Genomic DNA, 24764 nt, shown 5'->3' with positions numbered 1-24764 from the left:
GCACGGTCGCCCCCCTGTAGCGGACGAGGAGTGCCTGTGACGATTCGGAGACCCTCGCGTCGGATGAGCCACCTGCTCGGCGGCGCCCTGATCCTCATGATCGGCCTGACCGGCCAGCCGGCCCAGGCCGCGCCACAGCACGGCGCGCAACCGCTCGCCGCCGCCTTCGACCGGGCCGCCGCCGGCTCCGACGTGCCGCGCGACCTGCTCGCCGCGCTCGGGTACGCCGAGACCCGCCTGGACGGTCACGGCGGCGAGCCCAGCGCCTCCGGCGGATACGGCGTGATGCACCTGACCAGCAACCCGAAGGTGCGCACGCTCGACGAGGCCGCGCGCCGGACCCGGCTGGACCGCGCCGAACTGCGTACCCGGGACGCGGCGAACGTGGCCGGCGCGGCGGCGGTTCTGCGCTCCTACGCCGACGAGGCCGGGTTGACCGCGGCGCAGCGCGACGACGTCAACCAGTGGTACGGCCCGATCGCCCGCTACGGCGGCTCGGCGGACGCGGCCACCGCCCGGCTGTACGCCGACTCCGTGTACGACCTGCTCGCCCGGGGCTTCATCGCGACCACGGCCGGCGGCGAGGTCAGCGTGGACGGCCGCCCGGTCGCGCCCCAGCGGGGGCGGTACGCCGACGTGGCGCCGCTGGGCACCGGCGACTTCGGCACCCTGAGCACCGACTACGGCCCGGCGGCCTGGGTGCCGGCCAACTCGTCCAACTACACGGTCTCCAGCCGCGAGTCGGCGTACCCGATCAACTACATCGTCATCCACACCATGCAGGGCAGCTACGCCGGCTCGATCAGCTGGTTCCAGAACGCCGCCGCCGGCACCAGCGCGCACTACCTGCTCCGCTCCTCCGACGGCGCGGTGACGCAGATGGTGCGGGACAAGGACATCGCCTGGCACGCCGGCAACTGGACCTACAACACCCAGTCGATCGGCATCGAGCACGAGGGGTACGTCGACAACGCCTCCTGGTACACCGACGCGATGTACCGGTCGTCGGCGGCGCTGACCCGGTACCTGTGCGACAAGTACGGCATCCCGAAGACCCGCACCAACATCATCGGGCACAACCAGGTGCCGGGCGCGACGCACACCGACCCGGGTTCGAACTGGAACTGGACCTACTACATGCAGCTCGTCACCGGCGGCACCACGCCCCCGCCGACCGCCTGGTCGACCATCGTGGACAACACCACCGCCGGCCGGTTCACCGCGAGCGCCAACTGGAGCACCTCGACGTACTCGGCGCAGCGCTACGGCGCCGACTACCGGTACGCCAACCCCGTCGCGGCCAGCGACACCGCCTGGTACAAGGTGAACATCCCGGCGACAGCCACCTACCGGGTGGAGGTCTGGTATCCGGCAGTGGCCGGCTACAACACGTCCACGCCGTACATCGTCGCGACGACGAGCGGCAACCAGACGGTCTCGGTGAACCAGACGGCGAACGGCGGTGCGTGGCGCTCGCTGGGCACCTTCACCCTGGCCGCCGGGGACGCCAACAAGGTGGGTGTCAGCCGGTGGTCCGGCAGCACCGGGTACGTGATCGCCGACGCCATCCGCGTCACCCGCGTCTAGCTCGCTGAGCCGGAGGCGCTCGGCCCGGTCAGCTCACGTTGGCCGGGCCGAGCACGCTCTTCAGGTCACCCATCAGCGCGGTGGTCGGCGCGACCCGGAACGGGCCGAGGCGCAGCGTGGTGACCTTGCCGCCGTTGAGCAGCTTGACGTGCACCTCGGTGTCGCCGGGGTGCAGCACGAGCGTCTCCTTGAGCCGTTCCACCAGCGGCGGCGTGCAGCGGTGCACCGGGATGGTCAGCGTGACCGGCTTGTTGGCCGGGTTGCTGGTGACGTCCGGCATGGACATGTCCATCGCCATGATGCGCGGCGTGTCGTCGCGCCGGTCGACCCGGCCCTTGACCACCACGATGGCGTCCTCGGCGATGTACTGCCCGATCACCTCGTACGTGTTCGGGAAGAACAGCGTCTCCACGCCGCCGGCGAGGTCTTCGAGCGTCGCCGACGCCCACGCCCGGCCCTGCTTGGTGACCCGGCGCTGCACGCCGGAGAGGATGCCGGCCAGCGTGACCACCGCGCCGTCGGGCACTGTGCCCTCCTCGGACAGCGCGGCGATCGTGGTGTCGGCGGCGGCCCCGAGCACGTGTTCCAGGCCGAACAGCGGGTGGTCGGAGACGTACAGGCCGAGCATCTCGCGCTCGAACGCGAGCTTGTCGCGCTTGTCCCACTCCCCCTCGCCGATGACCGGCATGACCGTGGTGGTGCCGCCGGTCTCCGCCTCGCCGAAGCCGGCGCCGAACAGGTCGTACTGGCCGACCGCCTCCTTGCGCTTGACGTCGGCGTACGCGTCGATGGCGTCGGCGTGCACGGCGAGCAGGCCCTTGCGCGGGTGCTTGAGCGAGTCGAACGCCCCGGCCTTGATCAGCGATTCGATGGTCTTCTTGTTGCAGACCACCGCGTCGACCTTGGACAGGAAGTCGTAGAAGTCGGCGTAGTCGCCCTTCTCCTCCCGGCACCGCATGATCGAGGCGACCACGTTCGCGCCGACGTTGCGCACCGCGCCGAGACCGAAGCGGATCTCCTTGCCGACCGGCGTGAACGGCCCGGCCGAGGTGTTCACGTCCGGCGGGAGCACCTGGATGCGCATGCGGCGGCACTCGGACAGGTACATGGCCATCTTGTCCTTGTCGTCACCGACGGAGGTGAGCAAGGCGGCCATGTACTCGGCCGGGTAGTGCGCCTTGAGGTACGCGGTCCAGTAGGAGACCAGGCCGTACGCGGCGGAGTGCGCCTTGTTGAACGCGTAGCCGGCGAACGGCACCAGCACGTCCCACACGGCCTGGATGGCCTCGTCGGAGTAGCCGCGCTCGCGGCAGCCGTCCCGGAACGGGATGAACTCCTTGTCGAGGATCTCCTTCTTCTTCTTGCCCATCGCCCGGCGCAGCAGGTCGGCCTGGCCGAGCGTGTAGCCGGCGAGGATCTGCGCGGCGCGCTGCACCTGCTCCTGGTAGACGATCAGGCCGTAGGTGGGCGCGAGGATCTCGCGCAGCGGCTCCTCCAGCTCCGGGTGGATCGGGGTGATCTCCTGGAGCCCGTTCTTGCGCAGCGCGTAGTTGGTGTGCGAGTCCACGCCCATCGGGCCGGGCCGGTAGAGCGCCAGGACGGCGGAGATGTCCTCGAAGTTGTCCGGCTTCATCAGCCGCAGCAGCGAGCGCATCGGCCCGCCGTCGAGCTGGAACACACCGAGCGTGTCACCGCGGGCCAGCAGCTCGTACGCCTGCTTGTCGTCCAGCGGCAGGCCGAGCAGGTCCAGCTCCCGGCCGTGGTTGAGCTGGATGTTCTTCACCGCGTCGTCGATGATCGTCAGGTTGCGCAGGCCGAGGAAGTCCATCTTCAGCAGCCCGAGCGACTCGCAGGTCGGGTAGTCGAACTGCGTGATGATGACGCCGTCGGAGTCGCGCCGCATCAGCGGGATGTGCTCGATGATCGGCTCGGCGGACATGATGACGCCGGCGGCGTGCACACCGGTCTGCCGGATCAGGCCCTCGATGCCCTTGGCGGTCTCGATGACCTTCTTGACGTCCGGGTCGGACTCGTAGAGGCCGCGGATCTCGCCCGCCTCGGCGTAGCGGGGGTGCTTCGGGTCGAAGATGCCGGACAGCGGGATGTCCTTGCCCATCACCGCCGGGGGCATGGCCTTGGTGATCCGGTCGCCGACCGCGTACGGGTAGCCGAGCACCCGGGCCGAGTCCTTGATCGCGGCCTTCGCCTTGATCGTGCCGAACGTGGCGATCTGCGCGACCTTGTCCTCGCCCCACTTGTCGGTCACGTACTTGATGACCTCACCGCGCCGGCGCTCGTCGAAGTCGATGTCGACATCCGGCATGGAGACGCGCTCGGGGTTGAGGAACCGCTCGAAGATCAGGCCGTGCGGGATCGGGTCGAGGTCGGTGATGCCCAGCGCGTACGCCACGAGCGAGCCGGCCGCCGAACCACGCCCGGGGCCGACCGCGATGCCCTGGCTCTTGGCCCACTGGATGAAGTCGGCGACCACGAGGAAGTACGACGGGAAGCCCATCTGGATGATGACGCCCAGTTCGTACTCGGCCTGGACGACGTGGCCCTCGGGGATGCCGTCGGGGAACCGGCGCTTGAGCCCGGCGAACGTCTCCTTGCGGAACCAGGACTCCTCGGTCTCGCCCTCGGGGATCGGGAACCGCGGCATCAGGTTGTGGAACGTGAACATGCCCGCCGGGTCGACCTTCTCGGCCACCAGCAGCGTGTTGCGGCAGCCCTGCTGCCACAGCTCGGAGGAGTCGACGGCGCGCATCTGGTCGGCGGACTTGACGAAGTAGCCGCCGCCCTCGAAGCGGAACCGGTTCGGGTCGGCGACGTTGCTGCCGGTCTGCACGCAGAGCAGCACGTCGTGCGCCTCGGCCTGCGCCTCGTGGGTGTAGTGCGAGTCGTTGGTGACCACCGGCGGGATGTCGAGCTTGCGGGCGATCTCGGTGAGCCCCTCGCGGACCCGGCGCTCGATGTCGAGGCCGTGGTCCATGATCTCCAGGAAGTAGTTGTCCTTGCCGAAGATGTCCTGGTACGCGGCGGCGACCTTGAGCGCCTCGTCGAACTGGCCCAGCCGCAGCCGGGTCTGCACCGCGCCGGACGGGCAGCCGGTGGTGGCCATGATGCCCTCGGCGTGCTCGGCGATCAGCTCCATGTCCATCCGGGGCCACTTCACGTAGTGGCCCTCCATGGAGGCGCGCGAGTTGAGCTTGAACAGGTTGTGCAGGCCGTCGCGGTTCTTCGCCCACATGGTCATGTGGGTGATCGCGCCGTTGCCGGAGACGTCGTCGCTCTTCTGCTCGGGGCGGCCCCACTTGACCCGCGCCTTGTGGAAGCGCGACTCCGGCGCGACGTACGCCTCGACGCCGAGGATGGGCTTCACCCCGGCGTCCATGGCCTGCTTGTAGAAGTCGTTCGCGCCGTGCATGTTGCCGTGGTCGGTGATCGCCACCGCCGGCATGCCGAGCCGCGCCGCCTCGGCGAAGAGGTCCTTGAGCCGGGCCGCCCCGTCGAGCATCGAGTACTCGGTGTGTACGTGCAGATGCGCGAACGAATCGCCCATGCGTGGCGCCCCCCGGGTTGTGGATCAAGCTGCGTCGGAGTCGACCGACCCACCCTACCGAGGTGATCGTGCGGGCTCCACCGTCCGCGCCGAGGGTGGTCCGGGTCTCTCCGAGTGGCCGGTGTGCGGCACGCGGTGTTCTTCGCTGTTGCAATAGTGTGTGGCACACACTATCGTGTTGAGCATGGTCAGCGACGAGGTCCTCCGGACCCATCTCCAGGAGCTACGACGCGGCACTGTCGTGGTGGCCAGCCTGGTCGCCCTGCGCCGCCCCGACTACGGATACGCACTGCTGCAACGGCTGGCCGCGCACGGCTTCGCGGTCGACGCCAACACGCTCTACCCGCTGCTGCGCCGGCTGGAGGACCAGGGCCTGCTGACCAGCGAGTGGAACACCGAGGAGAGCCGGCCGCGCAAGTTCTACCGGACCAGCGACGACGGCCAGGACGTCCTGAACCGCCTGCTCGACGACATGACCGCGGTGCGGTCGTCCGTCACCGAACTGATCGAAGGAGCGGAACGATGAGTTCCCTGACCGACCGTTACGTCGCCGCCACCATGCGTTCCGTGCCCGCGCAGCGCCGCCTGGAACTCGCCGAGGAGCTGCGCGGCTCCATCGCCGACATGATCGACGACCGGACCTCCGGCGGACAGGACCACGCCTCCGCCGAGCGCGAGGTGCTCACCGAGCTGGGCAACCCCGAGCAGCTCGCGGCCCGTTACAGCGACCGCACGCTGCAGCTCATCGGCCCGCGCTACTACCTGATGTGGTGGCGGTTGCTGCGGCTGCTGCTCACCTGGATCCCGGCGATCGTCGGCGTGCTCGCCGGCGTCACGAAGGCGCTCGTCGACGGCGAGCCGGGCGCGGCGATCGGGGCGGCCGTCGTCGCCGCGATGCAGACGGCGGTGCAGATCGCGTTCTGGGTCACGCTGGTGTTCGCCGTGCTGGAACGCACCCGGACCCCGCTCGGCCTGCCCGAGTGGACCGTCGACCAGCTCCCCGAGGAGACCCGGGAGCGGCAGATCAGCCACTCCGACAGCATCGCCTCGGTGGTGTTCCTGCTCGCCACCGTCGGTGGCCTGATCGGTCAGCACTTCCAGCGCTGGACCACCGACGACGGTTCCCGGATGGCGGTGCTCGACCCGGCTCTCTGGAGCTTCTGGCTGCCGGCCCTGATCGTGGTGCTGCTGGCCACCGTCGGCCTGGAGATCGCGAAGTACCGGTCCGGGCGGTGGACCTGGCCGCTGGTGGCGGTCAACGCGGTGCTCGGCGTGGCCTTCGCCGCCCCGGTGCTCTGGCTGCTCGCCACCGACCGGCTGCTCAACCCGGAGCTGGTCGAGCGGTTCGCCTGGCTGCGCGAGGGCGGCACGGACCAGGTCGCCCGGGTGGCCGCCGCGGTGGTCGTGCTCGTCACGATCTGGGACGTGGCCGACAGCGCGGTCAAGGCCGCCCGCGCCGCCCGCTGACGCACGGCTCCGGTCCGGCGGCCGAGAGGCCGCCGGACCGGCTCCCCTTCCCGCCCCGGTGCCGTCGGCGCCGGGGCGGGACGCCGTCGGCTGCCCGACTCAGCCGGGGTGGCACCGCCTCCCGGGGCATAGCCTGGTGGCAGGACCACCGGCGAGCACTGGGACGCCCTGATGCCCCTCCCCGACGGCACGGACGAGCTGGCCCGGTCGGCGGCACGCGGCGACCGCGAGGCCCTCGACGCCCTGCTGGCCGCCGTACGGCCGGAGGTGCTGCGGCAGTGCGCCCGGCTGCTGCCCCACCGGCAGGACGCCGAGGAGGCCTGCCAGGACGCTCTGCTCGCGCTCGCCCATGGGATCACCGGGTTCGAGGGCCGCTCGTCGTTCGACACCTGGCTCTACCGGGTCACCGCCAACCGGGCCCGCTCCACCTACCGCACGTTGCGGCGACGGTGGCAGCGGGAGGCCGGCGGCGTCCCGCTGCCGGACCGGCCCGACCCGCGCCGGACCAGCGTGGTCGCCGGCACCCGGCTCGACCTGCTCGACGCGCTCGACGCGGTCCCGCCGGACCTCGCCGAGGCGGTGACCCTGCGCGACGTGCTCGGGCTGAGCTACCGGGAGATCGCCGGCCTGCTCGACGTGCCGGAGGGGACCGTGAAGTCCCGCATCCACGAGGCCCGCCGGCAGCTCCGGGCGCGGCTGTCCGATGCGTGACCCGGCCCGCCGCCGGCGCCGCCTCGCGGTCGTCGCCCTCGTCGCCCTCGCCGGGGCGCCCGCCTGCGCCGACCGCCCGGTCTCGCCGCTGCCGGTACGGCCGGCGGTGACCAGCGCCGTCGCCGTCGCGCCACCCACCGCCGCGACCTCGCCCGGCCCCACCCCGGCTCCGCGGGGCGCGAGCACCCCGGTCCCGGCACCGTCGAGGGCCGCGCCGACGAGCCCGGGTACGCGGTCACGACCGCCGGTCGTGCCCCCGGCCACCCGGCCCACCCCGTCGGTACGCACCACGGCCCCGGCCGCGTGCTTCGGCCCGGTCCGCTACGACCTGGTGCTCGCCGAGACCGAGCTGGCACTGCTGAAGTCCCTCTGCTTCGCCGCCGGCGGGATCCTGCGCATCACGGGGATCGGGCCGGGTGAGGTCACAGTGGACCGCGAGGACCTGGTCTCGCGCAGCTACGAGGCCGGTGTGGTGGACATCCGGTTCGTGCGCACCGGCACGGTGGTGGTCACCGTCCCGCAGGACGGCCGCGCGTACCCGATCACCGTGGTGGTGGTCTGACCGCGCCGCCTACCCGGCCCGCACCCCGGCGAGCACGCGGTCGACGAAGTCCGCGCCCACGTCCGGCGGCGGCACGAGCTGGACGTAGAGCAGACCGGCCCGGCCGGTGGCCGGCGCGGCCGCCTCGACGATCACCGGGCGGCCGGTGGGGCAGGTGTACGCGACCACCGTCCACTCCACGCCCCCCGGCCGACTGCGACGCGGCGCAGCCGCGGCGCAGTCCCCGTGGGCCCGTCCGGCGAGGAAGGCCGCCGGCCCGGCCCGGCCCTCCGCACCGGTGGAGAGGCCGACGAACGCGCCGGGCAGCGCCGGGTCGGCCGCCCAGTTCCCCGGGTCCGGGGAGATCACCAGCGCCGGTTCGAGGTCGCCGTCGTCGCCGTACCGTCCCGCCCAGCCGGTCCCCTCGGCCCGCCAGCCGGCCGGCAGGACCACTGTCAGCGGCCCGCTGCGGCCCACCGCACCGGCCGGGGCGGGGCGGACCGCGTCCGCCGCACACGTGGCGGCGACGGCGAGCGCCACCGCGACCGCCGCCACGGCGGAAACCAGGCGTGGCCGGGATGCGCGCCGCGCGTCGTCACCCGTGGGCACGCCTGCCACCGCGCGCCGCAGCGCCTGCCGGAACGCGTCCGCGTCCGGGTAGCGATCGGCGGGGCGCACGGCGGTGGCGGTCCGCAGCACCGTGTCCACCGCAGCGGGCACCCCGGCACGCAGCCGCGAGCCGGCCGTCCGGCCGTCGGCCGCACCGCCCGGCGGACGTTCCCGGCCGAGCAGCCGCAGCCCGAGGCGGCCCAGCCCGAACACGTCGGCGCGGGTGTCGACCACGGCGAGCGGATCGTCCTGCTCGGGTGCCATGTAGCCGGGCGTGCCGGCCCGCGCGGTCAGCCCGGAGGCGGAGGCGAGCGCCTTGGCCAGCCCGAGGTCGGCGACGAGCACCCGGTCGCCGCCGGGCGCCGAGTGGAACAGGACGTTGCTCGGCGTGAGGTCACGGTGCACCACCCGGTGCCGGTGCAGCACCGCCACTCCCGCCGCGATCTCGTCGAGCACCGTCAGCGCCCGTCCCACCGGCAGCGGACCGCGGGCCAGGCGGTCCCGCAGGCTGCCGCCGTCCGCCCAGGCCAGCACGGCGTACGGGCGGCCGTCGGGCAACTCACCCACGGCGTGCACCCGGACCAGACGGTGGTCGTCCAGCCGCCGCAGCAGCCGCGCCTCGTCGAGGAACCGTTCCCGCACCCGCAGGTCGTGGCTCCAGTTCTCGGCCAGGACCTTGACCGCCACCCGGTCGGCCAGGGCCGGGTCGTACGCGAGCCAGACCGTGGCGAAGGACCCCGTCCCGAGCAGACGCTCCACCCGGTACGCCCCGATCCGCGCCGGCGTGATCATCCGCATCACCTCCGGGACCGCCACCACGGCCGCCGTCACGTCGACGGTAGACGATCCACCGAACCGAACCGGGCCGGCCGGAGACCAACAGGACAGGAGAACCCGACCGAAGGAGATCCACCATGAACCGTCTCCCGTCCACCATCCTCGCCGGTCTGCTGGCGCTGGCCGGAACCGTCCCGGTCACCGCCGGCGCGCCGGCCGCCGCCGCCGCGCCCGCGCACCCGGCGACCGCCGGCCACAGCGACGACACGCCGGCCCGCGTCCGGTCGACCGTCGCGGAGAACGAGGTGCTCAGCGTCCGTGGCGCCGGGCCGTACCGGATCGGCGTCCGGCTGGACCGGCTCGTCGCGGCCGGGCTGATCGACTGGACCGCGCCGGGCTGTCCCGGAATCGTGCACGCCGGCGTCACCGGTTCCTGGGCGGGGGCGATCATGCTGACCTTCCGGGACGGCCGGCTCGTCTCGGTGGGTACGGCCACCGCCCCGCCGCGCTCCCCGGCCGGCGGGTCGGTCGGGATGTCCTTCGCCGAACTGGAGCGCATCTACGGGCCGCGCGGCAGCATGATCCGCAACGACGCGGGTGACGCCGAGGCGTACCTGGTCCGGTTCGGGTCGCGGGTCGAGCTGTTCAGCGACCACCCGATCCGGCCCGGGGTCGGCTTCTACTCCGCCGGTCTGGCGTCGTACGTCGAGCGGTCGTTCCGGCTGGGCTGCTGCTGCTGAGGGTTGGCGGGCCCGGCCGTCGCGCCGGGCCCGCCTCCGCCGTCGCTCAGGCCGCCGCCCGCCACTCGCGGGCCAGCAGCGCGTAGACCACCTCGTCGGCCCACTCCCCCTTGACGAACTCGTTCTCCCGCAGGTGCGCCTCCCGGCGCATGCCCAGCCGCTCCAGCACCCGGGCCGAGGCGGTGTTGCGGGCGTCCAGCCGGCCGACGATCCGGTGCAGCCCCAGCCCCTCGAATCCGACGCGCAGCATCTCCCGGGCCGCCTCGGTGACGTACCCCCGGCCGGTGTGCGCCGGGTGCGCCACGTACCCGATCTCGCCCTGCCGGTGCTCGCCGCTGGTCCAGCTCAGCAGCACGTCGCCGACGAACTCGCCGGTGTCCGCCAGCGTCACCGCCAGGTTGAGCACGTCGCCGGGAGCGCGCAGCGCGGTCCGCCGGACCAGCCGGTCGATCGCCGCGCGGGCGGCGTCGTCGTCGTACGGCTCGTGGTAGAGGAACCGGGTGACCTCCGGGCGGCCCCGGTAGTCCCGGAGCACCGCCAGGTCACCGGCGGTGAAGGCGCGCAGCAGCAGCCGCTCGGTGCGTATCGGCAGATCGGGTACGAACACCCCGGCAGGCTACGTCGTGGCTGTCGTCCGGCCCACCCGATTACGCCCCGGGCACCACGGCGGCCCGGCCGGTGGCATGGTCGTACGGTGAGCACCCCACCCACCACCGCCTGGCGCCGGCCGGCTCCCACGGCCGCGCAGTACCGCGCCGACCTCTGGGTCGGGCTCGCGGTCACCGTGCTGGCCCTGTTCGAGCTGACCCTGGCGTACAGCACCGGGGCCTTCCTGCTCGGGCCGCCGCCGAGCGTGGCCGAGCAGGTCTGGTGGACCGTCGCGGTGACCGCCCCGCTGGCCGTGCGGCGGCGGTGGCCCGCCACCGTCGCGGTGATCGTCGCCGTCGCCTTCGTCGCCGGGCAGGCGCGGGCCGTCCCGCTGGCGCAGCTCCCGTCGGGCGCGCTGTTCGCCGCCCTGTTCACGCTCGGCGCGTGGGGCACCGACCGGCGGCTGGCCGCGCGGCTGCGGGCGGGGATCATCGTGGCGATGTTCGGCTGGCTCGCGCTGTCCCTCGCGCTGCGGGCCGACCAGATCTCCGCGGCCTCCTTCGCCGACGCCGCCGGCCCGGTGCCGCCGGTGCTCGCCGCCGTGGTCAACGGCGTGCTCTACAACGTGCTGTTCTTCGGGTTCGCCTACTACTCGGGGCAGACCGCCTGGGTGGCCGCGCGCCGCCGGTACGAACTGCGGGAGCAGGCCGAGCAACTGCGCCGCTCGCAGGTCGAGGCGCGCGAGCGCGCGGTGATGGGCGAGCGGGTCCGCATCGCCCGCGAGCTGCACGACGTGGTCGCCCACCACGTGTCGGTGATGGGCGTGCAGGCCGCCGCGTGCCGGCGCGTGTTCGACCGGGACCGGGACAAGGCGCGGACCGCCCTGGCCGCGATCGAGGAGACGGCCCGCACGTCGGTCGACGAGCTGCGCCGGATGCTCGGGGTGCTGCGCGACCCGGACGCCGCGGCCGGCGCGGCCGCCGCCCCGGAGGACACCGCCGGCATCGACCAGGTCGCCGCGCTCGTCGACCGGGCCCGGGACACCGGGCTGCGGGCCGAACTCGGGGTGTACGGGGAACCGGCGCCGCTGCCCCGCTCGGTGTCGCAGGCGGCGTACCGGATCGTGCAGGAGGCGGTGACGAACGTGGTCAAGCACGCCCACGCCACCACGCTGGACGTGCGAATCCGCTATCTGGCGAGGGAACTGGAGATCGACGTGAGCGACGACGGACAGGGCGGCGTACCGGCGGCCGGGGCCGGGCTGGGCCTGATCGGCATGCGGGAGCGGGTCGCCGCGCACGGCGGTGAGGTGGAGGCCGGGCCGCGTCCCGGCGGCGGGTTCCGGGTCCGGGCCCGCATGCCGCTGCCGGTCGAGGCCGCCGGGCGGGCCGCGTGAGCGCGCCGGTGCGGGTGCTGCTCGTCGACGACCAGCACCTGGTCCGGACCGGTTTCCGGGTGATCCTGGAGGTCGAGGACGACATCGAGGTGGTCGGCGAGGCCGCCGACGGGCAGCGCGCCGTGTCGATGGCGTCCGCGCTGCGGCCGGACGTGGTGCTGATGGACGTGGAGATGCCGGTCCTCGACGGGCTGGAGGCCACCCGCCGGATCACCGGCGACGCGACGCCGGGCGGCCCGGCGGTGCTCATCCTCACCACGTTCGACAGGGACGACTACCTGTTCGCCGCGCTGCGCGCCGGGGCGAGCGGCTTCCTGCTCAAGAACGGCACGCCGGAGGACCTGATCGAGGCGGTCCGGGTGGTGGCGCGCGGCGAGGGACTCATCGCGCCGGCGCTCACCCGGCGGGTGATCTCCACGTTCGCCCGGCCCGGCGCGGCACCGCCGGACCCCCGCCACGACGCGGCGACGGCGGATCTGACCCCGCGTGAGCGGGAGGTGCTGGAGCTGGTCGCGAGCGGTGCGAGCAACGCCGAGATCGCGGACGCCCTGCGCGTCGGCGAGGCGACGGTGAAGACCCACGTCAGCCGCGTGCTGGCCAAGCTCGGGCTGCGCGACCGGGTGCAGGCGGTGGTGTTCGCGTACGAGCACGGGGTGGTGCGACCCGGCGGATGACGCCCGTCCGCCGTGCGACGGACCCCGTGATCGCTCCGTGGTGGGACGACGGGGGTGAGGACCGGCCGTAGCGTCGGGATCATGACCAGCGTGCTCCGCCTCGACGGCGTCGACCGCAGCTTCGGCGGCCGTCAGGTGCTCAAAGACGTCTCCTTCGACGTGACCGCCGGGCGCATGACCGGATTCGTCGGCGGCAACGGCGCCGGCAAGACCACCACCATGCGGATCATCCTCGGCGTGCTCGCCCCGGACGCGGGCCAGGTGACGTGGCGGGGGCAGCCGCTCAGCCGCGAGGCCCGGGCCCGGTTCGGCTACATGCCCGAGGAACGCGGCCTCTACCCGAAGATGACGCCCCGCGAGCAGGTGGTCCACCTCGGCCGCCTGTACGGGCTGGACGCCGCCGGGGCACGCCGGCGTACCGACGCGCTGCTGGAGCGGGTCGGTCTCGGCGAGCGGGCCGACGACCTGCTGGAGACGCTGTCGCTCGGCAACCAGCAGCGCGCGCAGATCGCCGCCGCGCTGGTGCACGACCCGGAGGTGCTGATCCTGGACGAGCCGTTCTCCGGGCTCGATCCGCTCGCCGTCGACATGGTGGTCGCCGTGCTGCGGGAACGCGCCGCCGCCGGCGCGCCGGTGTTGTTCTCCAGCCACCAGCTCGACGTGGTGGAGCGGCTCTGCGACGACCTGGTGCTCATCGCGGGCGGCACGATCCGGGCCGCCGGCGCCCGCGAGGAGCTGCGCGCCGCGTACACGCTGCCCCGGTTCTCGCTCGTGGTCGACGGCGACGCCGGCTGGCTGCGGGACCAGCCCGGCGTGCGGCTGGTCGACCTCGACGGCGCGCGCGCCGTGTTCGAGGTGGACCCGCCCGCCGACGACCAGTCGGTGCTGCGCGCGGCGCTGGCCCGCGGTTCGGTGCGCGCCTTCGGCCCGGTCACCCCGTCCCTCGCCGAGATCTTCCGAGAGGTCAACCAGTGAACACGTTCCAGGCCGCCCGGTTGGTCGCCGCCCGCGAGATCAAGGTCAAGGTCCGCGACAAGACGTTCCTCTACAGCACGCTGATCTTCCTGCTGCTCGCCGTCGTCGCCACAGTGGTGCCGGCGATGCTGAGCAGCGGCCCGTCCACAGTGGCGGTGACCGCCGCCGGCGCCGCACCGCTGCGCGCGGCCGGGCTGGACGTCATGCTGGTCGCCGACGACGGTGCCGCCGAGCAGGCGGTACGCGACGGCGACGCGGACGCCGCGGTGGTGACCGGTCCGGTCGTGGTCGCCGACGAGCGGGCCCCGGACGACGTGGTCTCCGCGCTCAGCGCGGCACCGCAGGTGAAGCTGCTGGACCCGGACGCGGTGGACCCGCTCGTCGCCTACCTGGTGCCGTTCGCGTTCGCGTTCGTCTTCTTCTTCATGTCGCAGACGTTCGGGTTGCAGATCGCGCAGAGCGTCACCGAGGAGAAGCAGACCCGGATCGTGGAGATCCTGGTCGCCGCCGTGCCGGCCCGGGCGCTGCTGGCCGGCAAGATCCTCGCCGCGGGCGCGCTGGCGCTGGGGCAGATCACCCTGATCGCGGCCGCCGCGCTGATCGGGATGCGCCTGACCGGCGGCGGTGACCTGCTGGGCCTGATCGCGCCGGCGGTCGGCTGGTTCGTGCCGTTCTTCCTGTGCGGCTTCCTGCTGCTCGCGGCGATGTGGGCGGCCGCCGGGGCGCTGGTGAACCGGCAGGAGGACATCGCCGGGGCGTCCACGCCGGTGCAGCTCGCGGTGATGGCGCCGTTCTTCGCCGTGGTGTTCCTCAACGACAACGCCGCCGCGATGCGGATCCTGTCGTACCTGCCGATCTCCTCGCCCACCGCGATGCCGGTGCGGCTGTTCACCGGCGACGCGGCGACGTGGGAGCCGTTCGTGTCGCTGGCGCTGCTGCTGCTCGCGGCGGCCGGGTTCCTGCTGGCCGGGGCGCGCGTCTACGAGGGCTCGCTGCTGCGCACCAACGGGCGGACCTCGGTGCGGGCGGCGTGGCGGCAGCGCGAGCCGATCGGCTGACCGGGCGATACGCCGAGCGCCGGCCACCCCGTAGCGGGGTGCCGGCGCTCGGCGCGTTCGGGCCGGGGTCAGCCGACGGCGGCCATCACCTCGTCGGAGACGTCGAAGTTGGCGTAGACGTTCTGCACGTCGTCGCAGTCCTCCAGGACGTCGATCAGCTTGAAGATCTTGCGCGCGCCCTCCTCGTCCAGCGGCACGTTCACGCTGGGGATGAGGGAGGACTCGGCCGATTCGTACTCGATGCCGGCGTCCTGCAGCGCGGTGCGGACCGCGATCAGGTCACCCGGCTCGGAGACCACCTCGTACGCCTCACCGAGGTCGTTGACCTCCTCGGCGCCGGCGTCGAGCACCGCCATCATCACGTCGTCCTCGGTCGTGCCGCCCTTGGGGACGATCACCACGCCCTTGCGGGAGAACATGTACGACACCGAGCCCGCGTCGGCCAGCGAGCCGCCGTTGCGGGTCAGCGCGGTACGCACCTCGGTGGCGGCACGGTTGCGGTTGTCGGTGAGGCACTCGATCAGCATCGCCACGCCGTTCGGGCCGTAACCCTCGTACATGATCGTCTGCCAGTCGGCGCCGCCGGCCTCCAGGCCGGAGCCGCGCTTGACCGCGCGGTCGATGTTGTCGTTCGGGACCGAGTTCTTCTTCGCCTTCTGGATGGCGTCGTAGAGAGTCGGGTTGCCGGCCGGGTCGCCGCCGCCGGTACGGGCCGCCACCTCGACGTTCTTGATCAGCTTGGCGAACATCTTGCCGCGCTTGGCGTCGATGACCGCCTTCTTGTGCTTGGTCGTCGCCCACTTTGAGTGGCCGGACATCTGTTACCTCCGTTGCTACCCGCCGTCTGCATCGACCGCACCGCACACGCCCCGCTCCCCAGGCGGCGCACGTCGAGGTGCCGTGATCTTCGCTGGGAGCCGCGGCGGGCTGATGGCCCTGCCGAATCTCCGCAATCCTACCGGCGGGAGCCGGGGCACTGTCACGCGCCGCACGGCAGCGGCCCGTCCCGGCCCACCCGAACCGGCACAACCGGGGACGGACCGGCCGCTCAGGCGACGGCCCGGACCAGCTCCACGAAGTGGCGGTGCAGCCGCAGGTCGCCGGTCAGCTCGGGGTGGAACGACGTGGCCAGCAGGTTGCCCTGCCGCACCGCGACGATCCGGTCCGCGGCCGGACCCTCGGTCACCCGGCCGAGCACCTCCACGTCCGGGCCGACGCGCTCCACCCAGGGCGCCCTGATGAACACCGCGTGGAACGGGCCGCCGTCGACGCCGCTGAGCGCCACCGGCGCCTCGAACGAGTCGACCTGGCGGCCGAACGCGTTGCGCCGCACCGTCATGTCGACGCCGACGAAACCGCGCTGGTCGGGGCGGCCGTCCAGCACCTCGGCCGCCAGCATGATCAGGCCGGCGCAGGAGCCGTAGACCGGCATGCCGGCGGCGATCCGCTTGTCGATCGGCTTGCGCATCTCGAAGATGTCCACCAGCTTGCTGATCGTGGTCGACTCGCCGCCGGGCACCACCAGGCCGTCGACCGCGTCCAGCTCGCCCGGCCGCCGCACCGGCCGGGCGTCGGCGCCCGCACCGGCCAGCGCGGCGACGTGCTCGCGTACGTCGCCCTGGAGGGCGAGCACGCCGATCACCGGTACGGCCACGCCCGGCTCACCAGCCGCGCTCGGCCAGGCGGTGCGGCTGGGGGATCTCGTCGACGTTGATGCCGACCATCGCCTCGCCGAGGCCGCGGGAGACCTTGGCGAGCACGTCCGGGTCGTCGTGGAACGTGGTCGCCTTGACGATCGCGGCGGCCCGCTGCGCCGGGTTGCCGGACTTGAAGATGCCCGAGCCGACGAAGACGCCCTCCGCGCCGAGCTGCATCATCATGGCCGCGTCCGCAGGGGTCGCGATGCCGCCGGCGGTGAACAGCACGACCGGCAGCTTGCCGGCCTCGGCGACCTCCTTGACCAGCTCGTACGGGGCCTGCAGCTCCTTGGCGGCGACGTACAGCTCGTCGTCGGGCAGCGACTGGAGCCGGCGGATCTCCTGCCGGATCCTGCGCATGTGCGTGGTGGCGTTGGAGACGTCCCCGGTGCCCGCCTCGCCCTTCGAGCGGATCATCGCGGCGCCCTCGGTGATCCGGCGCAGCGCCTCGCCCAGGTTCGTCGCCCCGCACACGAACGGGACGGTGAACGCCCACTTGTCGATGTGGTTGGCGTAGTCGGCCGGGGTCAGCACCTCGGACTCGTCGACGTAGTCGACGCCGAGCGCCTGGAGGATCTGCGCCTCGACGAAGTGACCGATCCGGGCCTTGGCCATCACCGGGATCGAGACGGCCTGGATGATGCCGTCGATCATGTCCGGGTCGCTCATCCGGGACACGCCGCCCTGCGCGCGGATGTCGGCCGGCACGCGCTCCAGGGCCATCACGGCGACCGCGCCGGCGTCCTCGGCGATCTTCGCCTGCTCCGGGGTGACCACGTCCATGATCACACCGCCCTTGAGCATCTCGGCCATGCCGCGCTTGACGCGGGCGGTGCCGACGGCGGTGGCGGTGGTCGGGGCTGCGGATTCAGACACGGGACATCGCTCCTCGGCGTGCTCGGGAGGTGACTGCGCAGGAATGCTACGACCGGCGCGGCGCCGTTCCGAGCGCCAATCGAACCCCCGGTGGCCTGCCGTGTGGCCCCCGTCACGGCCGGTGCGTCAGCCGGTGGTCACGTCCGCGTGCGAGGTCAGCGTGGGGTCGTCGATGTCGAAGTAGCGCGGCCACTCCCGCCCGCGCCCCATCCGGAACAGCCGCACCACCGGACGCCCCCGGGCCGAACGGGCGTCCCGGACCAGGTCGGTGTGCACCTGCCGGGCCAGCGCCAGCCGCCGGCTGGCCGCGATCACCGCCGCGCACGCCGGGTCGTCCGGGTCCAGCCGCACCCCGCGCAACTGCCGGGTCAGGTCGTTCTCGGCCGCCTCACGCTCCTCCGGCACGGCGTCCAGCGCGATCCGGGCGGCGGCGTACAGCTCCACGCCGTACCGCTGCTCGGCCAGGACCGCGGCGGCGGCCGCGCGGCGCAGCAGGTGCGCGTCGAGCGCGCGGGCCGCCGAGTCCGCGCGGACCTGCAGCCGCTGCACGCGGCCGGAGGTCCAGATCAGGTACGCCGAGACCAGCCCGAGCACCGCGACCGCGCCCACCACCCACCACATGCCCGGCATCGTAGTGCTGCTCCTCATCCCGGCCGGCCGGCGCGGTGCACCGGTCGACGCGCTCGTCACAGCGGCCGCAGCGGCCACAGCGGTCAGCCCAGACCCGCCCACTCCTGGTCCATGACCCGGCCGTCGGTGGCCTCGATCGCGGCTGCGTATACCTCCAGAACGCGGCGGGCAACCACGGGCCAGTCGAAATTCGCCACCACCTGGTCGCCGCAGGCGGTCAGCCCGGCGCGGCGGCCGTCGTCGTCGAGCAGTTCGGACAGCGCGGCGGCCAGCGCGGCCGCGTCACCGGTCGGGAACAGCCGGCCGGCCCGCCCGCCGTCGAGCACCCGGCGGAACGCGTCCAGGTCGCTGGCGACCACGGTGGTGCCGGCGGCCAGCGCCTCGGTGAGGATCATCCCGAAGGACTCCCCTCCGGTGTTCGGCGCGACGTACAGGTGCGCGCTGCGCAGCATGCGCGCCTTGTCCGCCTCGGAGACCAGGCCGAGGAACGTGACCCGGTCGCGCAGGCCGGCCGGGAACCGCCCGTACAGCTCGTCGGCGTCACCCGGGCCGGCGACCAGCAGCCGCAGCCCGGGGCGGTGCGGCGCCAGCGCGACGAACGCGTCCCGCAGGATCGGGAAACCCTTGCGCGGCTCGGTGAAGCGGCCCAGGAACCCCAGCGTGCCGCCGGTGCCCGGGGCGCACTCCCCCGGCCAGCCCGGCAGCGGCGGCACCCCGGCGAACTTCGCCACCGCCACCCCGTTGGGGATCTCCACCGCGCCGCCGTCCATGTGCTCGACCTGCACCTTGCGGGCCAGCGCGCTGACCGCGATCCGGGCGGTGATCCGCTCCAGCACGATCTGGAGCACGCCCTGCGCGGCGGACAGCACCCGGGAGCGGGTCATCGCGGTGTGGAAGGTCGCCACCACCGGGCCGCGGGCGCAGAGCACCGCCAGCATCGACAGGCTCGGCGTGAGCGGCTCGTGCACGTGCAGCACGTCGAAGTCGCCCCGGGTGATCCAGCGGCGCACCCGGGCGGTGGAGACCGGGCCGAACGCGATCCGGGCCACCGACCCGTTGTACGGCAGCGGCACCGCCCGCCCGGCCGACACCACGTACGGCGGCAGCGCCGAGTCCTCGTCGGCGGGCGCCAGCACACTCACCTCGTGGCCGAGCCCGAGCAGCGCCTCGGCCAGGTCCATGACGTGGTTCTGCACGCCGCCCGGCACGTCGAACGAGTAAGGGCACACGATGCCGATACGCACTGCGTCCCCCTAGACCGTCCCGGTGGTGGCCGGTGGTTGCGCCGACGTGGGCGTACCGTCCCGGCCCTGGTCCAGCCACATCCGCTGCAACATGTGCCAGTCTTGCGGATGCCGGGCGATACCCGCCGCCAGACCGTCGGCAATCCGCTGCGTCACCGCGCGCACCCGGGCGTCCAGCGGGGCGCTGTCCGGATCCGGCAGCGGCAGCGGGCCCTCGATCGAGGCGCACGCGGCGTCCGGTTCGTACCACATCGAGGCCACGTAGAGCGGGGCGCCGGTGCGGATGGCCAGCAGCGCCGGCCCGGCCGGCATCCGGGTCCGGCCGCCGAAGAAGTCGACCTCCACGCCCCGGGCGGACAGGTCCCGGTCGGCGAGCAGGGGCACCACGTAACCGGCGCGCAGCCGGTCCACCAGCACGTCGAACGCGGGACGCGGACCGCCGGTATTGGGCAGGATCTCCATGCCCAGCCCTTCCCGGAACCCGACGAACCGCTCGTAGACGCCGTCCGGCAGCCGCTCCGCCACAGTGGTCATCGGCCAGCCGGTGGCCGCCACCCAGGCGCCCGCGGCGTCCCAGTTGCCGGCGTGCGGCAGCGCCACCACGGCGCCCCGCCCGGCCGCCACGTCGGCGGCGAGCAGTTCCTGCCCGTCGAGGCGGAACCCGGCGAGGATGTCCGTGCGGCTCAGGCCGGGCAGCCGGAACGCCTCCATCCAGTACCGGGCGTACGAGCGCAGCCCGTCGCGCACCAGCGCGTCCAGTTCCGCGTCCGGCATCTCCGGGCCGACCACCCGGCGCAGGTTGGCGCGCAGCCGGCGCGTACCCCCGCCGTCCTTGCGGTGGGCGCGGTCGGCGCCCATCCGGAAGGCCGCCGCCGCGACGGGCCGGGGCAGCGCCCGGACCAGGCGCCAGCCCGCGACGAAGCCCGCCTCGGTCAGGTTCACTCGGCGCCGACCCGCTGGGCCTGGCGGTACACGTGGGCCATCCGCTGCCCCACCGTGAAGATCGAGACCGCGGCGAGCAGCCAGAGCGCGATCTCCAGCGCGGGACGGACGCCCAGGCCGGTGAGCAGGCCGCCGACGCCGACGATGAGCAGCCGCTCGGTGCGCTCGGCGATGCCCACGTTGCAGGTCATGCCGAGGCCCTCGGCGCGGGCCTTGACGTAGGAGACCAGCCCGCCCGCGGCCAGGCAGATCAGCGCCGCCGCGACGCCCGAGTAGTCGTGCTCGGTGGCCAGCCAGTACGCGACAGCGCCGAACACCGCGCTGTCGGCGACCCGGTCCATGCTCGAGTCGAGGAACGCCCCGAACCGGGTGGACCCGCCGCTCATCCGCGCCATCGTGCCGTCGAGCAGGTCGGTGAGGGCGAAGACCGTGACGATCAGCGCGCCGGCGACCAGATGGCCGCGCGCGCCGAAACCGAGCGCGCCCACGAGCACGCCGACGGTGCCGGTCACGGTGACCGCATTGGGGGACACGCCCGCACGCAGCAGCGCGCGGGCGATCGGCTCCACGACGCGGGTCATGCCCGCGCGGGCCGTCACTTGGAAGATCTTCGCCATGGCGGTCCCACGATAACGGCCCGCAACCGCCAGGGACACAGCCGGGCGTACGACCCGCCCGGCGGCCCTTGTGCGGGCACCCGTGCGGGTGTGAGATCGAGCCAGGAGGTGAGCCAGTTCACCGGATCACCGGTCCGCGTTCCCGTGCAGCAGGAGATCACCGGAAGATATCGCCGCGGCGCCCGTCCCGGGTCCGCTCCCCCGTCGCCCGCGGCGGTCGCCACCACCACCGGTTGAGGGAGGTGCGCCGCGATGGCGCAGAAGAACGAGAAGGGTGTCACCGGCGGCGCGCCGGTGGTGACCGAGCCCGGCAGGGTCCGCAACGTGGTGCTCGTCGGGCACTCGGGGGCCGGCAAGACGACGCTCGTCGAGGCGTTGCTGGCCGCCAGTGGCACGATCGGCCGGGCCGGCGCCGTCACCGAGGGCACCACCGTCTGCGACCACGACCCCGCCGCCGTACGCCAGCAGCGCTCGGTGAGCCTGGCCTGCGCCCCGCTGATGCACCGCGACGTCAAGGTCAATCTGCTGGACACCCCGGGGTACGGCGACTTCGTCGGCGAGCTGCGCGCCGGGCTGCGCGCCGCCGACGCGGCCCTGTTCGTGGTCTCCGCGGTCGACGGGATGGACGCCGCCACCGCCGCCCTCTGGGAGGAGTGCGCCGCCGTCGACATGCCCCGGGCGGTGGCCGTCTCCCGGCTGGACCACCCGCGCGCCGACTTCGACGAGGCGGTGGCGCTGTGCCAGCGCGTCTTCGGCGACAACGTGCTCCCGCTCTACCTGCCCATGCTCGGCGACGACGGCGAGTCGGTCGCCGGCCTGATGGGGCTGATCACCCGCCGGGTGTACGACTACTCCGCCGGGCTGCCGGCAGAGGTGCGCGAGCCGGACCCGCAGCACCTGCCGGCCATCCAGGAGTCCCGCGACGAGCTGATCGAGGGGATCATCGCGGAGAGCGAGGACGAGACCCTGATGGACCGCTACCTCGGCGGTGAGGAGATCGACCCCGAGGTGCTGATCACCGACCTGGAGACGGCTGTCGCCCGCGGCCACTTCTACCCCGTGGTGCCGGTCTGCGCGGAGACCGGCGTCGGCCTGGACGCGCTGCTCGACGGTCTGGTCGCGGCGTTCCCGTCGCCGCTGGAGCACGACCTGCCCGCGGTGACAGGCGTGGACGGCTCGCCCCGCCCGCCGCTGACCTGCGACCCGGACGGCCCGCTCGTCGCCGAGGTGGTCAAGACGACAGTCGACCGCCACGTCGGGCGGGTCTCGCTGGTGCGCGTCTTCTCCGGCACACTCCGCCCCGACCAGGTGATCCACGTGTCCGGCCACGGCATGGCCGAGCGCGGCCACCCCGACCACGACGCCGACGAGCGGGTCGGCCACGTCTACAGCCCGCTCGGCGCGACGCTGCGCGAGGTGCCCGCCTGCGTCGCCGGTGACCTGTGCGCGATCACCAAGTCGGGCAGCGCGGAGACCGGCGACACCATCTCGGCGAAGGACGACCCGCTGCTGATCGCGCCCTGGGAGATGCCGGAGCCGCTGCTGCCGGTGGCGATCGTGGCGCGCAGCCGGGCCGACGAGGACGCGCTGGCCCGCAACCTGTCCCGGCTGGTCGCCGGCGACCCCACGCTGCGCCTGGAACGCAACGCGGAGACCCACCAGCTCGTGCTCTGGTGCATGGGCGAGGCGCACGCCGACGTGGTGCTCGACCGGCTGCGCGGCGGCGGCGTCGAGCTGGACACCGAGCCGGTCCGGGTGCCGCTGCGCGAGACGTTCACCGCCGCCGCCCGCGGGCGCGGGCGGCACGTCAAGCAGTCCGGCGGCCACGGCCAGTACGCGGTCTGCGACATCGAGGTGGAGCCGCTGCCCCGGGGTGCCGGCTTCGAGTTCGTCGACCGCGTGGTCGGCGGCGCCGTCCCGCACAACTACATCCCGTCGGTGGAGAAGGGCGTCAAGGCGCAGATGGAGCGCGGCCTGGTCGCCGGCTACCCCGTGGTGGACCTGCGGGTCACGCTCGTCGACGGCAAGGCGCACAGCGTCGACTCCTCCGACGCCGCGTTCCAGACCGCGGGCGCGCTGGCGCTGCGCGACGCCGCGGAGAAGGGCCAGCCGGCGCTGCTGGAGCCGGTCGACGAGATCACCGTACGGGTGCCGGACGCCTCGGTCGGCGCGGTGATGGGCGACCTGTCCGGGCGGCGCGGCCGGGTGCTCGGCACCGAGCCGGACCCGGAGGCCGAGGGCCGCACGCTGGTCCGCGCCGAGGTGCCCGCGACCGAGTTGCTGCGGTACGCGGTCGAGCTGCGCTCGATGACGGCCGGCACTGGGACGTTCCGCCGCGAGTTCGCCCGCCACGAGCCCATGCCCGCCCACCTGGCCGACCAGGCCCGCAAGGAATCCACAACCCGCTGACCACTCTCCCCCCGGCCCCGCGCCGCCCCGCCCCCGCCCCCGCCCCCGCCCCGCGATCGTGCACTTGCGGCCCCCGCTAATGGGGGCATTCCCGACAAAGTAAGGGCGGTAAGTGCAAGATCAGCGCCGACGAGGGCGGGCTCGACCACCGCGCCGGGGCCAGCGCCAGGTCGCGTCGGGGTTGGGACGCGCAGATCTTGGTAGGAAGTGGCCCCTATAGGGGCGCTTTCGTACCAAGATCTGCGGTGGTTTCGGGAGCTGGGAGGCGGGTTTCGGTGTGTGGGAGCGATCGCTCGGCGCGCGGGATGGGCTCGATGAGCCCGATCAACCGGCGAGCCCGATCAACCCGGCGAGCCCGATCAGCGCGGCGAGCTCGATCAGCGCGGCGAGCTCGATCAGCCGGGCGGACTCGATCGGCTAGGCAAGCGCGGGGGCCGGGGAGGGCGGGTCGGTTCGGCGGCTCGGTGGGTGGGTGGCGAGGTGGTGCGGTCAGGGGCGGACGGCGGGGACCGGGGGCATCGGCCAGTGGGGGCGGTCGGCGTCCCGGAGGGCGGCCCGGCGTACCGCCGCCAGCTGCCGCTCCACCTCGGCGAAGTGGTCCGCGGCGAGCGGGCCCCAGGCGAGCGCGGCCGCATTCTCCTCGACCTGCGCGACGGTACGGGCGCCGGGGATCGGCACGGCCCGGTCGCTGCGCGCCCAGATCCACCCGATCGCCCCCTGCGCCAGGGTGCGCCCGTCGGCGGTCAGCGCGTCGCGCACGGCGGCGACCCGCCGCAGCCACTCCGGGGCGGGCCGGCCGCTGCGGAACCACTCCAGCCAGGTCGGCCCGAGTCCGCGTACGTCGTCGCGGGGCAGCGTGGACTCCGGCGTGTACTTGCCGGTGAGCAGACCCATCCCGAGCGGCCCCCGGGCCAGGCTGGCCAGGTCGTGTTTGTCGCAGGCGTCGAGCATGGCAGGGGCGTCCCGGAGCACCGACAGCGCGTGCTGCACGGCGGCGGCGCCACGGGCGACCTGGGCGAAGGCGGCGGCCCGGTCGGCCCGGTCGGTGCTCCACCCGTACGCCCGGATCAGGCCGGAGTCGACCAGCTCGTCGAGCGTGCCGACGAGCGCCTCGGCCCGGGGCAGCGGCAGGTCGCCGAGGTGCAGTTGGTAGAGGTCGATGCGGTCGGTGCCCAGCCGGCGCAGCGAGTCGGTCACCGCCCGGCGCAGGTAGTGCGGGGAGGCGTTCTCACCGGTGGCCTGGCGGGCGCACTCGTCGAACGTGTAGCCGAACTTCGTGGCGATGACCGCCTCGTCGCGCCGGCCCGCGAGCGCCCGCCCGAGCACCCGCTCGCCGTGCCCGGCGCCGTACGTGTCGGCGGTGTCGAACAGGGTGACGCCGAGGTCGAGCGCGCGGCGGACGGCGCGTACCGACTCGTCGTCGTCGACCCGGCCCCAGCCCAGCGGCCGGGCGCCCTCGGCCCACGGGCCGCCGATCGCCCAGCACCCCATGCCGAGGGCGCTCACCTCGATGCCGCTGCACCCCAACTGTCGCGTGTCGACTGCCACCGCCGCATCCTGTCACCTTCCCGGCGTCGGCGGGCCGGATCGTCATCCCGCCGTCCGACAACGATCACCGCGCGTGACGGCGGCAGACCTGCCAGGACGCCGGCCCGCGGCCCGGG

General features: G+C 73.6%; 22 protein-coding genes. 11 read left to right on the top strand and 11 right to left on the bottom strand.

The window, feature by feature from the left end; genetic code table 11:
- Nucleotides 1-63 precede the first annotated feature (63 nt).
- Nucleotides 64-1587, top strand: coding sequence for an N-acetylmuramoyl-L-alanine amidase (locus Q3W68_RS15490; RefSeq protein WP_233586245.1), 1524 nt, complete (start codon nt 64-66; stop codon nt 1585-1587).
- 28 nt (nt 1588-1615) lie between these two features.
- On the opposite strand, the gene dnaE is transcribed toward Q3W68_RS15490, so the two are convergent.
- Nucleotides 1616-5149 (bottom strand): DNA polymerase III subunit alpha, encoded by a 3534-nt coding sequence (gene dnaE / locus Q3W68_RS15485; protein WP_120570555.1) that lies wholly within the window; start codon nt 5147-5149, stop codon nt 1616-1618.
- Nucleotides 5150-5333: 184 nt separating this feature from the next.
- Between dnaE and Q3W68_RS15480 the strand changes: the two genes are divergently transcribed.
- The 4 genes from Q3W68_RS15480 (at nt 5334) to Q3W68_RS15465 (ending at nt 7889) form a co-directional block, all read left to right on the top strand.
- Nucleotides 5334-5675 (top strand): PadR family transcriptional regulator, encoded by a 342-nt coding sequence (locus tag Q3W68_RS15480; RefSeq protein WP_120570556.1) that lies wholly within the window; start codon nt 5334-5336, stop codon nt 5673-5675.
- Complete coding sequence (locus Q3W68_RS15475; protein WP_302906087.1) at nt 5672-6616, top strand: permease prefix domain 1-containing protein; 945 nt, start codon at nt 5672-5674, stop codon at nt 6614-6616. The genes Q3W68_RS15480 and Q3W68_RS15475 overlap by 4 nt, the downstream gene beginning before the upstream one ends.
- 171 nt (nt 6617-6787) lie before the next feature.
- Nucleotides 6788-7327 (top strand): RNA polymerase sigma factor, encoded by a 540-nt coding sequence (locus tag Q3W68_RS15470; protein ID WP_120570558.1) that lies wholly within the window; start codon nt 6788-6790, stop codon nt 7325-7327.
- Nucleotides 7320-7889 (top strand): hypothetical protein, encoded by a 570-nt coding sequence (locus Q3W68_RS15465; protein WP_302906086.1) that lies wholly within the window; start codon nt 7320-7322, stop codon nt 7887-7889. Before Q3W68_RS15470 ends, Q3W68_RS15465 begins: the two co-directional genes overlap by 8 nt.
- A gap of 9 nt (nt 7890-7898) precedes the next feature.
- Here Q3W68_RS15465 and Q3W68_RS15460 read toward each other — a convergent pair whose 3' ends face one another.
- Entirely contained in the window at nt 7899-9308 is a 1410-nt protein-coding gene (locus Q3W68_RS15460; RefSeq protein WP_302906085.1) for a serine/threonine-protein kinase, read from the bottom strand.
- An 83-nt stretch (nt 9309-9391) separates the two neighbouring features.
- Between Q3W68_RS15460 and Q3W68_RS15455 the strand changes: the two genes are divergently transcribed.
- Nucleotides 9392-9994, top strand: coding sequence for a hypothetical protein (locus tag Q3W68_RS15455; RefSeq protein WP_302906084.1), 603 nt, complete (start codon nt 9392-9394; stop codon nt 9992-9994).
- A gap of 46 nt (nt 9995-10040) precedes the next feature.
- Here the strand turns inward: Q3W68_RS15455 and Q3W68_RS15450 are convergent, their stop codons facing one another.
- A complete protein-coding gene (locus tag Q3W68_RS15450; protein WP_302906083.1) occupies nt 10041-10601 on the bottom strand; it encodes a GNAT family N-acetyltransferase in 561 nt (186 codons plus the stop codon).
- A gap of 87 nt (nt 10602-10688) precedes the next feature.
- On the opposite strand from Q3W68_RS15450, the gene Q3W68_RS15445 reads away from it, so the two are divergent.
- From Q3W68_RS15445 to Q3W68_RS15430, 4 genes are all read left to right on the top strand, one after another.
- On the top strand, nt 10689-11978 hold the full coding sequence (locus tag Q3W68_RS15445; RefSeq protein WP_302906082.1) for a sensor histidine kinase: 1290 nt from the start codon (nt 10689-10691) through the stop codon (nt 11976-11978).
- Nucleotides 11975-12652 (top strand): response regulator transcription factor, encoded by a 678-nt coding sequence (locus tag Q3W68_RS15440; RefSeq protein ID WP_120570563.1) that lies wholly within the window; start codon nt 11975-11977, stop codon nt 12650-12652. Before Q3W68_RS15445 ends, Q3W68_RS15440 begins: the two co-directional genes overlap by 4 nt.
- An 81-nt stretch (nt 12653-12733) precedes the next feature.
- Nucleotides 12734-13627, top strand: coding sequence for an ABC transporter ATP-binding protein (locus Q3W68_RS15435; RefSeq protein ID WP_121686010.1), 894 nt, complete (start codon nt 12734-12736; stop codon nt 13625-13627).
- Entirely contained in the window at nt 13624-14685 is a 1062-nt protein-coding gene (locus Q3W68_RS15430) for an ABC transporter permease (protein ID WP_302906081.1), read from the top strand. Before Q3W68_RS15435 ends, Q3W68_RS15430 begins: the two co-directional genes overlap by 4 nt.
- A gap of 68 nt (nt 14686-14753) precedes the next feature.
- On the opposite strand, the gene Q3W68_RS15425 is transcribed toward Q3W68_RS15430, so the two are convergent.
- The 7 genes from Q3W68_RS15425 to pgsA form a co-directional block, all read right to left on the bottom strand.
- The gene (locus Q3W68_RS15425) at nt 14754-15503 is read right to left on the bottom strand and encodes a YebC/PmpR family DNA-binding transcriptional regulator (RefSeq protein ID WP_043324998.1); all 750 of its coding nucleotides are present in this window, start codon (nt 15501-15503) and stop codon (nt 14754-14756) included.
- Nucleotides 15504-15733: 230 nt separating this feature from the next.
- Nucleotides 15734-16339, bottom strand: coding sequence for a pyridoxal 5'-phosphate synthase glutaminase subunit PdxT (gene pdxT, locus Q3W68_RS15420; protein ID WP_302906080.1), 606 nt, complete (start codon nt 16337-16339; stop codon nt 15734-15736).
- A gap of 7 nt (nt 16340-16346) precedes the next feature.
- Nucleotides 16347-17258, bottom strand: a complete 912-nt coding sequence (gene pdxS / locus Q3W68_RS15415; protein ID WP_302906079.1) for a pyridoxal 5'-phosphate synthase lyase subunit PdxS — start codon at nt 17256-17258, stop codon at nt 16347-16349.
- 126 nt (nt 17259-17384) lie between these two features.
- A complete protein-coding gene (locus tag Q3W68_RS15410) occupies nt 17385-17888 on the bottom strand; it encodes a hypothetical protein (protein ID WP_302906078.1) in 504 nt (167 codons plus the stop codon).
- Between the two features lie 83 nt (nt 17889-17971).
- Nucleotides 17972-19132, bottom strand: coding sequence for a glycosyltransferase family 4 protein (locus Q3W68_RS15405; RefSeq protein ID WP_302906077.1), 1161 nt, complete (start codon nt 19130-19132; stop codon nt 17972-17974).
- A 9-nt stretch (nt 19133-19141) separates the two neighbouring features.
- Nucleotides 19142-20074, bottom strand: a complete 933-nt coding sequence (locus tag Q3W68_RS15400; RefSeq protein WP_302906076.1) for a phosphatidylinositol mannoside acyltransferase — start codon at nt 20072-20074, stop codon at nt 19142-19144.
- On the bottom strand, nt 20071-20691 hold the full coding sequence (gene pgsA, locus Q3W68_RS15395; protein WP_151500838.1) for a phosphatidylinositol phosphate synthase: 621 nt from the start codon (nt 20689-20691) through the stop codon (nt 20071-20073). The genes Q3W68_RS15400 and pgsA overlap by 4 nt, the downstream gene beginning before the upstream one ends.
- A gap of 252 nt (nt 20692-20943) precedes the next feature.
- Between pgsA and Q3W68_RS15390 the strand changes: the two genes are divergently transcribed.
- The gene (locus Q3W68_RS15390) at nt 20944-23100 is read left to right on the top strand and encodes an elongation factor G-like protein EF-G2 (RefSeq protein ID WP_302906075.1); all 2157 of its coding nucleotides are present in this window, start codon (nt 20944-20946) and stop codon (nt 23098-23100) included.
- 489 nt (nt 23101-23589) lie between these two features.
- Here the strand turns inward: Q3W68_RS15390 and Q3W68_RS15385 are convergent, their stop codons facing one another.
- On the bottom strand, nt 23590-24648 hold the full coding sequence (locus tag Q3W68_RS15385) for an aldo/keto reductase (RefSeq protein WP_302906074.1): 1059 nt from the start codon (nt 24646-24648) through the stop codon (nt 23590-23592).
- Nucleotides 24649-24764: the final 116 nt, after the last annotated feature.

The organism is Micromonospora sp. C28ISP2-4 (genome assembly GCF_030519385.1).
Taxonomy (GTDB): Bacteria; Actinomycetota; Actinomycetes; order Mycobacteriales; family Micromonosporaceae; genus Micromonospora; species Micromonospora tulbaghiae.
The sequence above is the reverse complement of the archived record's forward strand: the minus strand, read 5'-3'. Positions and strand labels throughout refer to the sequence as shown.

Bases quoted from the DNA above. Each gene is read 5' to 3' on its own strand.
- Q3W68_RS15480 (WP_120570556.1), top strand. From the start codon at position 5,334: ATGGTCAGCGACGAGGTCCTCCGGACCCATCTCCAGGAGCTACGACGC.
- Q3W68_RS15425 (WP_043324998.1), bottom strand. From the start codon at position 15,503: ATGTCCGGCCACTCAAAGTGGGCGACGACCAAGCACAAGAAGGCGGTC.
- Q3W68_RS15390 (WP_302906075.1), top strand. From the start codon at position 20,944: ATGGCGCAGAAGAACGAGAAGGGTGTCACCGGCGGCGCGCCGGTGGTG.
- Q3W68_RS15475 (WP_302906087.1), top strand. From the start codon at position 5,672: ATGAGTTCCCTGACCGACCGTTACGTCGCCGCCACCATGCGTTCCGTG.
- pgsA (WP_151500838.1), bottom strand. From the start codon at position 20,691: ATGGCGAAGATCTTCCAAGTGACGGCCCGCGCGGGCATGACCCGCGTC.
- Q3W68_RS15490 (WP_233586245.1), top strand. From the start codon at position 64: ATGAGCCACCTGCTCGGCGGCGCCCTGATCCTCATGATCGGCCTGACC.
- Q3W68_RS15470 (WP_120570558.1), top strand. From the start codon at position 6,788: ATGCCCCTCCCCGACGGCACGGACGAGCTGGCCCGGTCGGCGGCACGC.
- Q3W68_RS15465 (WP_302906086.1), top strand. From the start codon at position 7,320: ATGCGTGACCCGGCCCGCCGCCGGCGCCGCCTCGCGGTCGTCGCCCTC.
- Q3W68_RS15455 (WP_302906084.1), top strand. From the start codon at position 9,392: ATGAACCGTCTCCCGTCCACCATCCTCGCCGGTCTGCTGGCGCTGGCC.
- Q3W68_RS15410 (WP_302906078.1), bottom strand. From the start codon at position 17,888: ATGCCGGGCATGTGGTGGGTGGTGGGCGCGGTCGCGGTGCTCGGGCTG.
- dnaE (WP_120570555.1), bottom strand. From the start codon at position 5,149: ATGGGCGATTCGTTCGCGCATCTGCACGTACACACCGAGTACTCGATG.
- Q3W68_RS15435 (WP_121686010.1), top strand. From the start codon at position 12,734: ATGACCAGCGTGCTCCGCCTCGACGGCGTCGACCGCAGCTTCGGCGGC.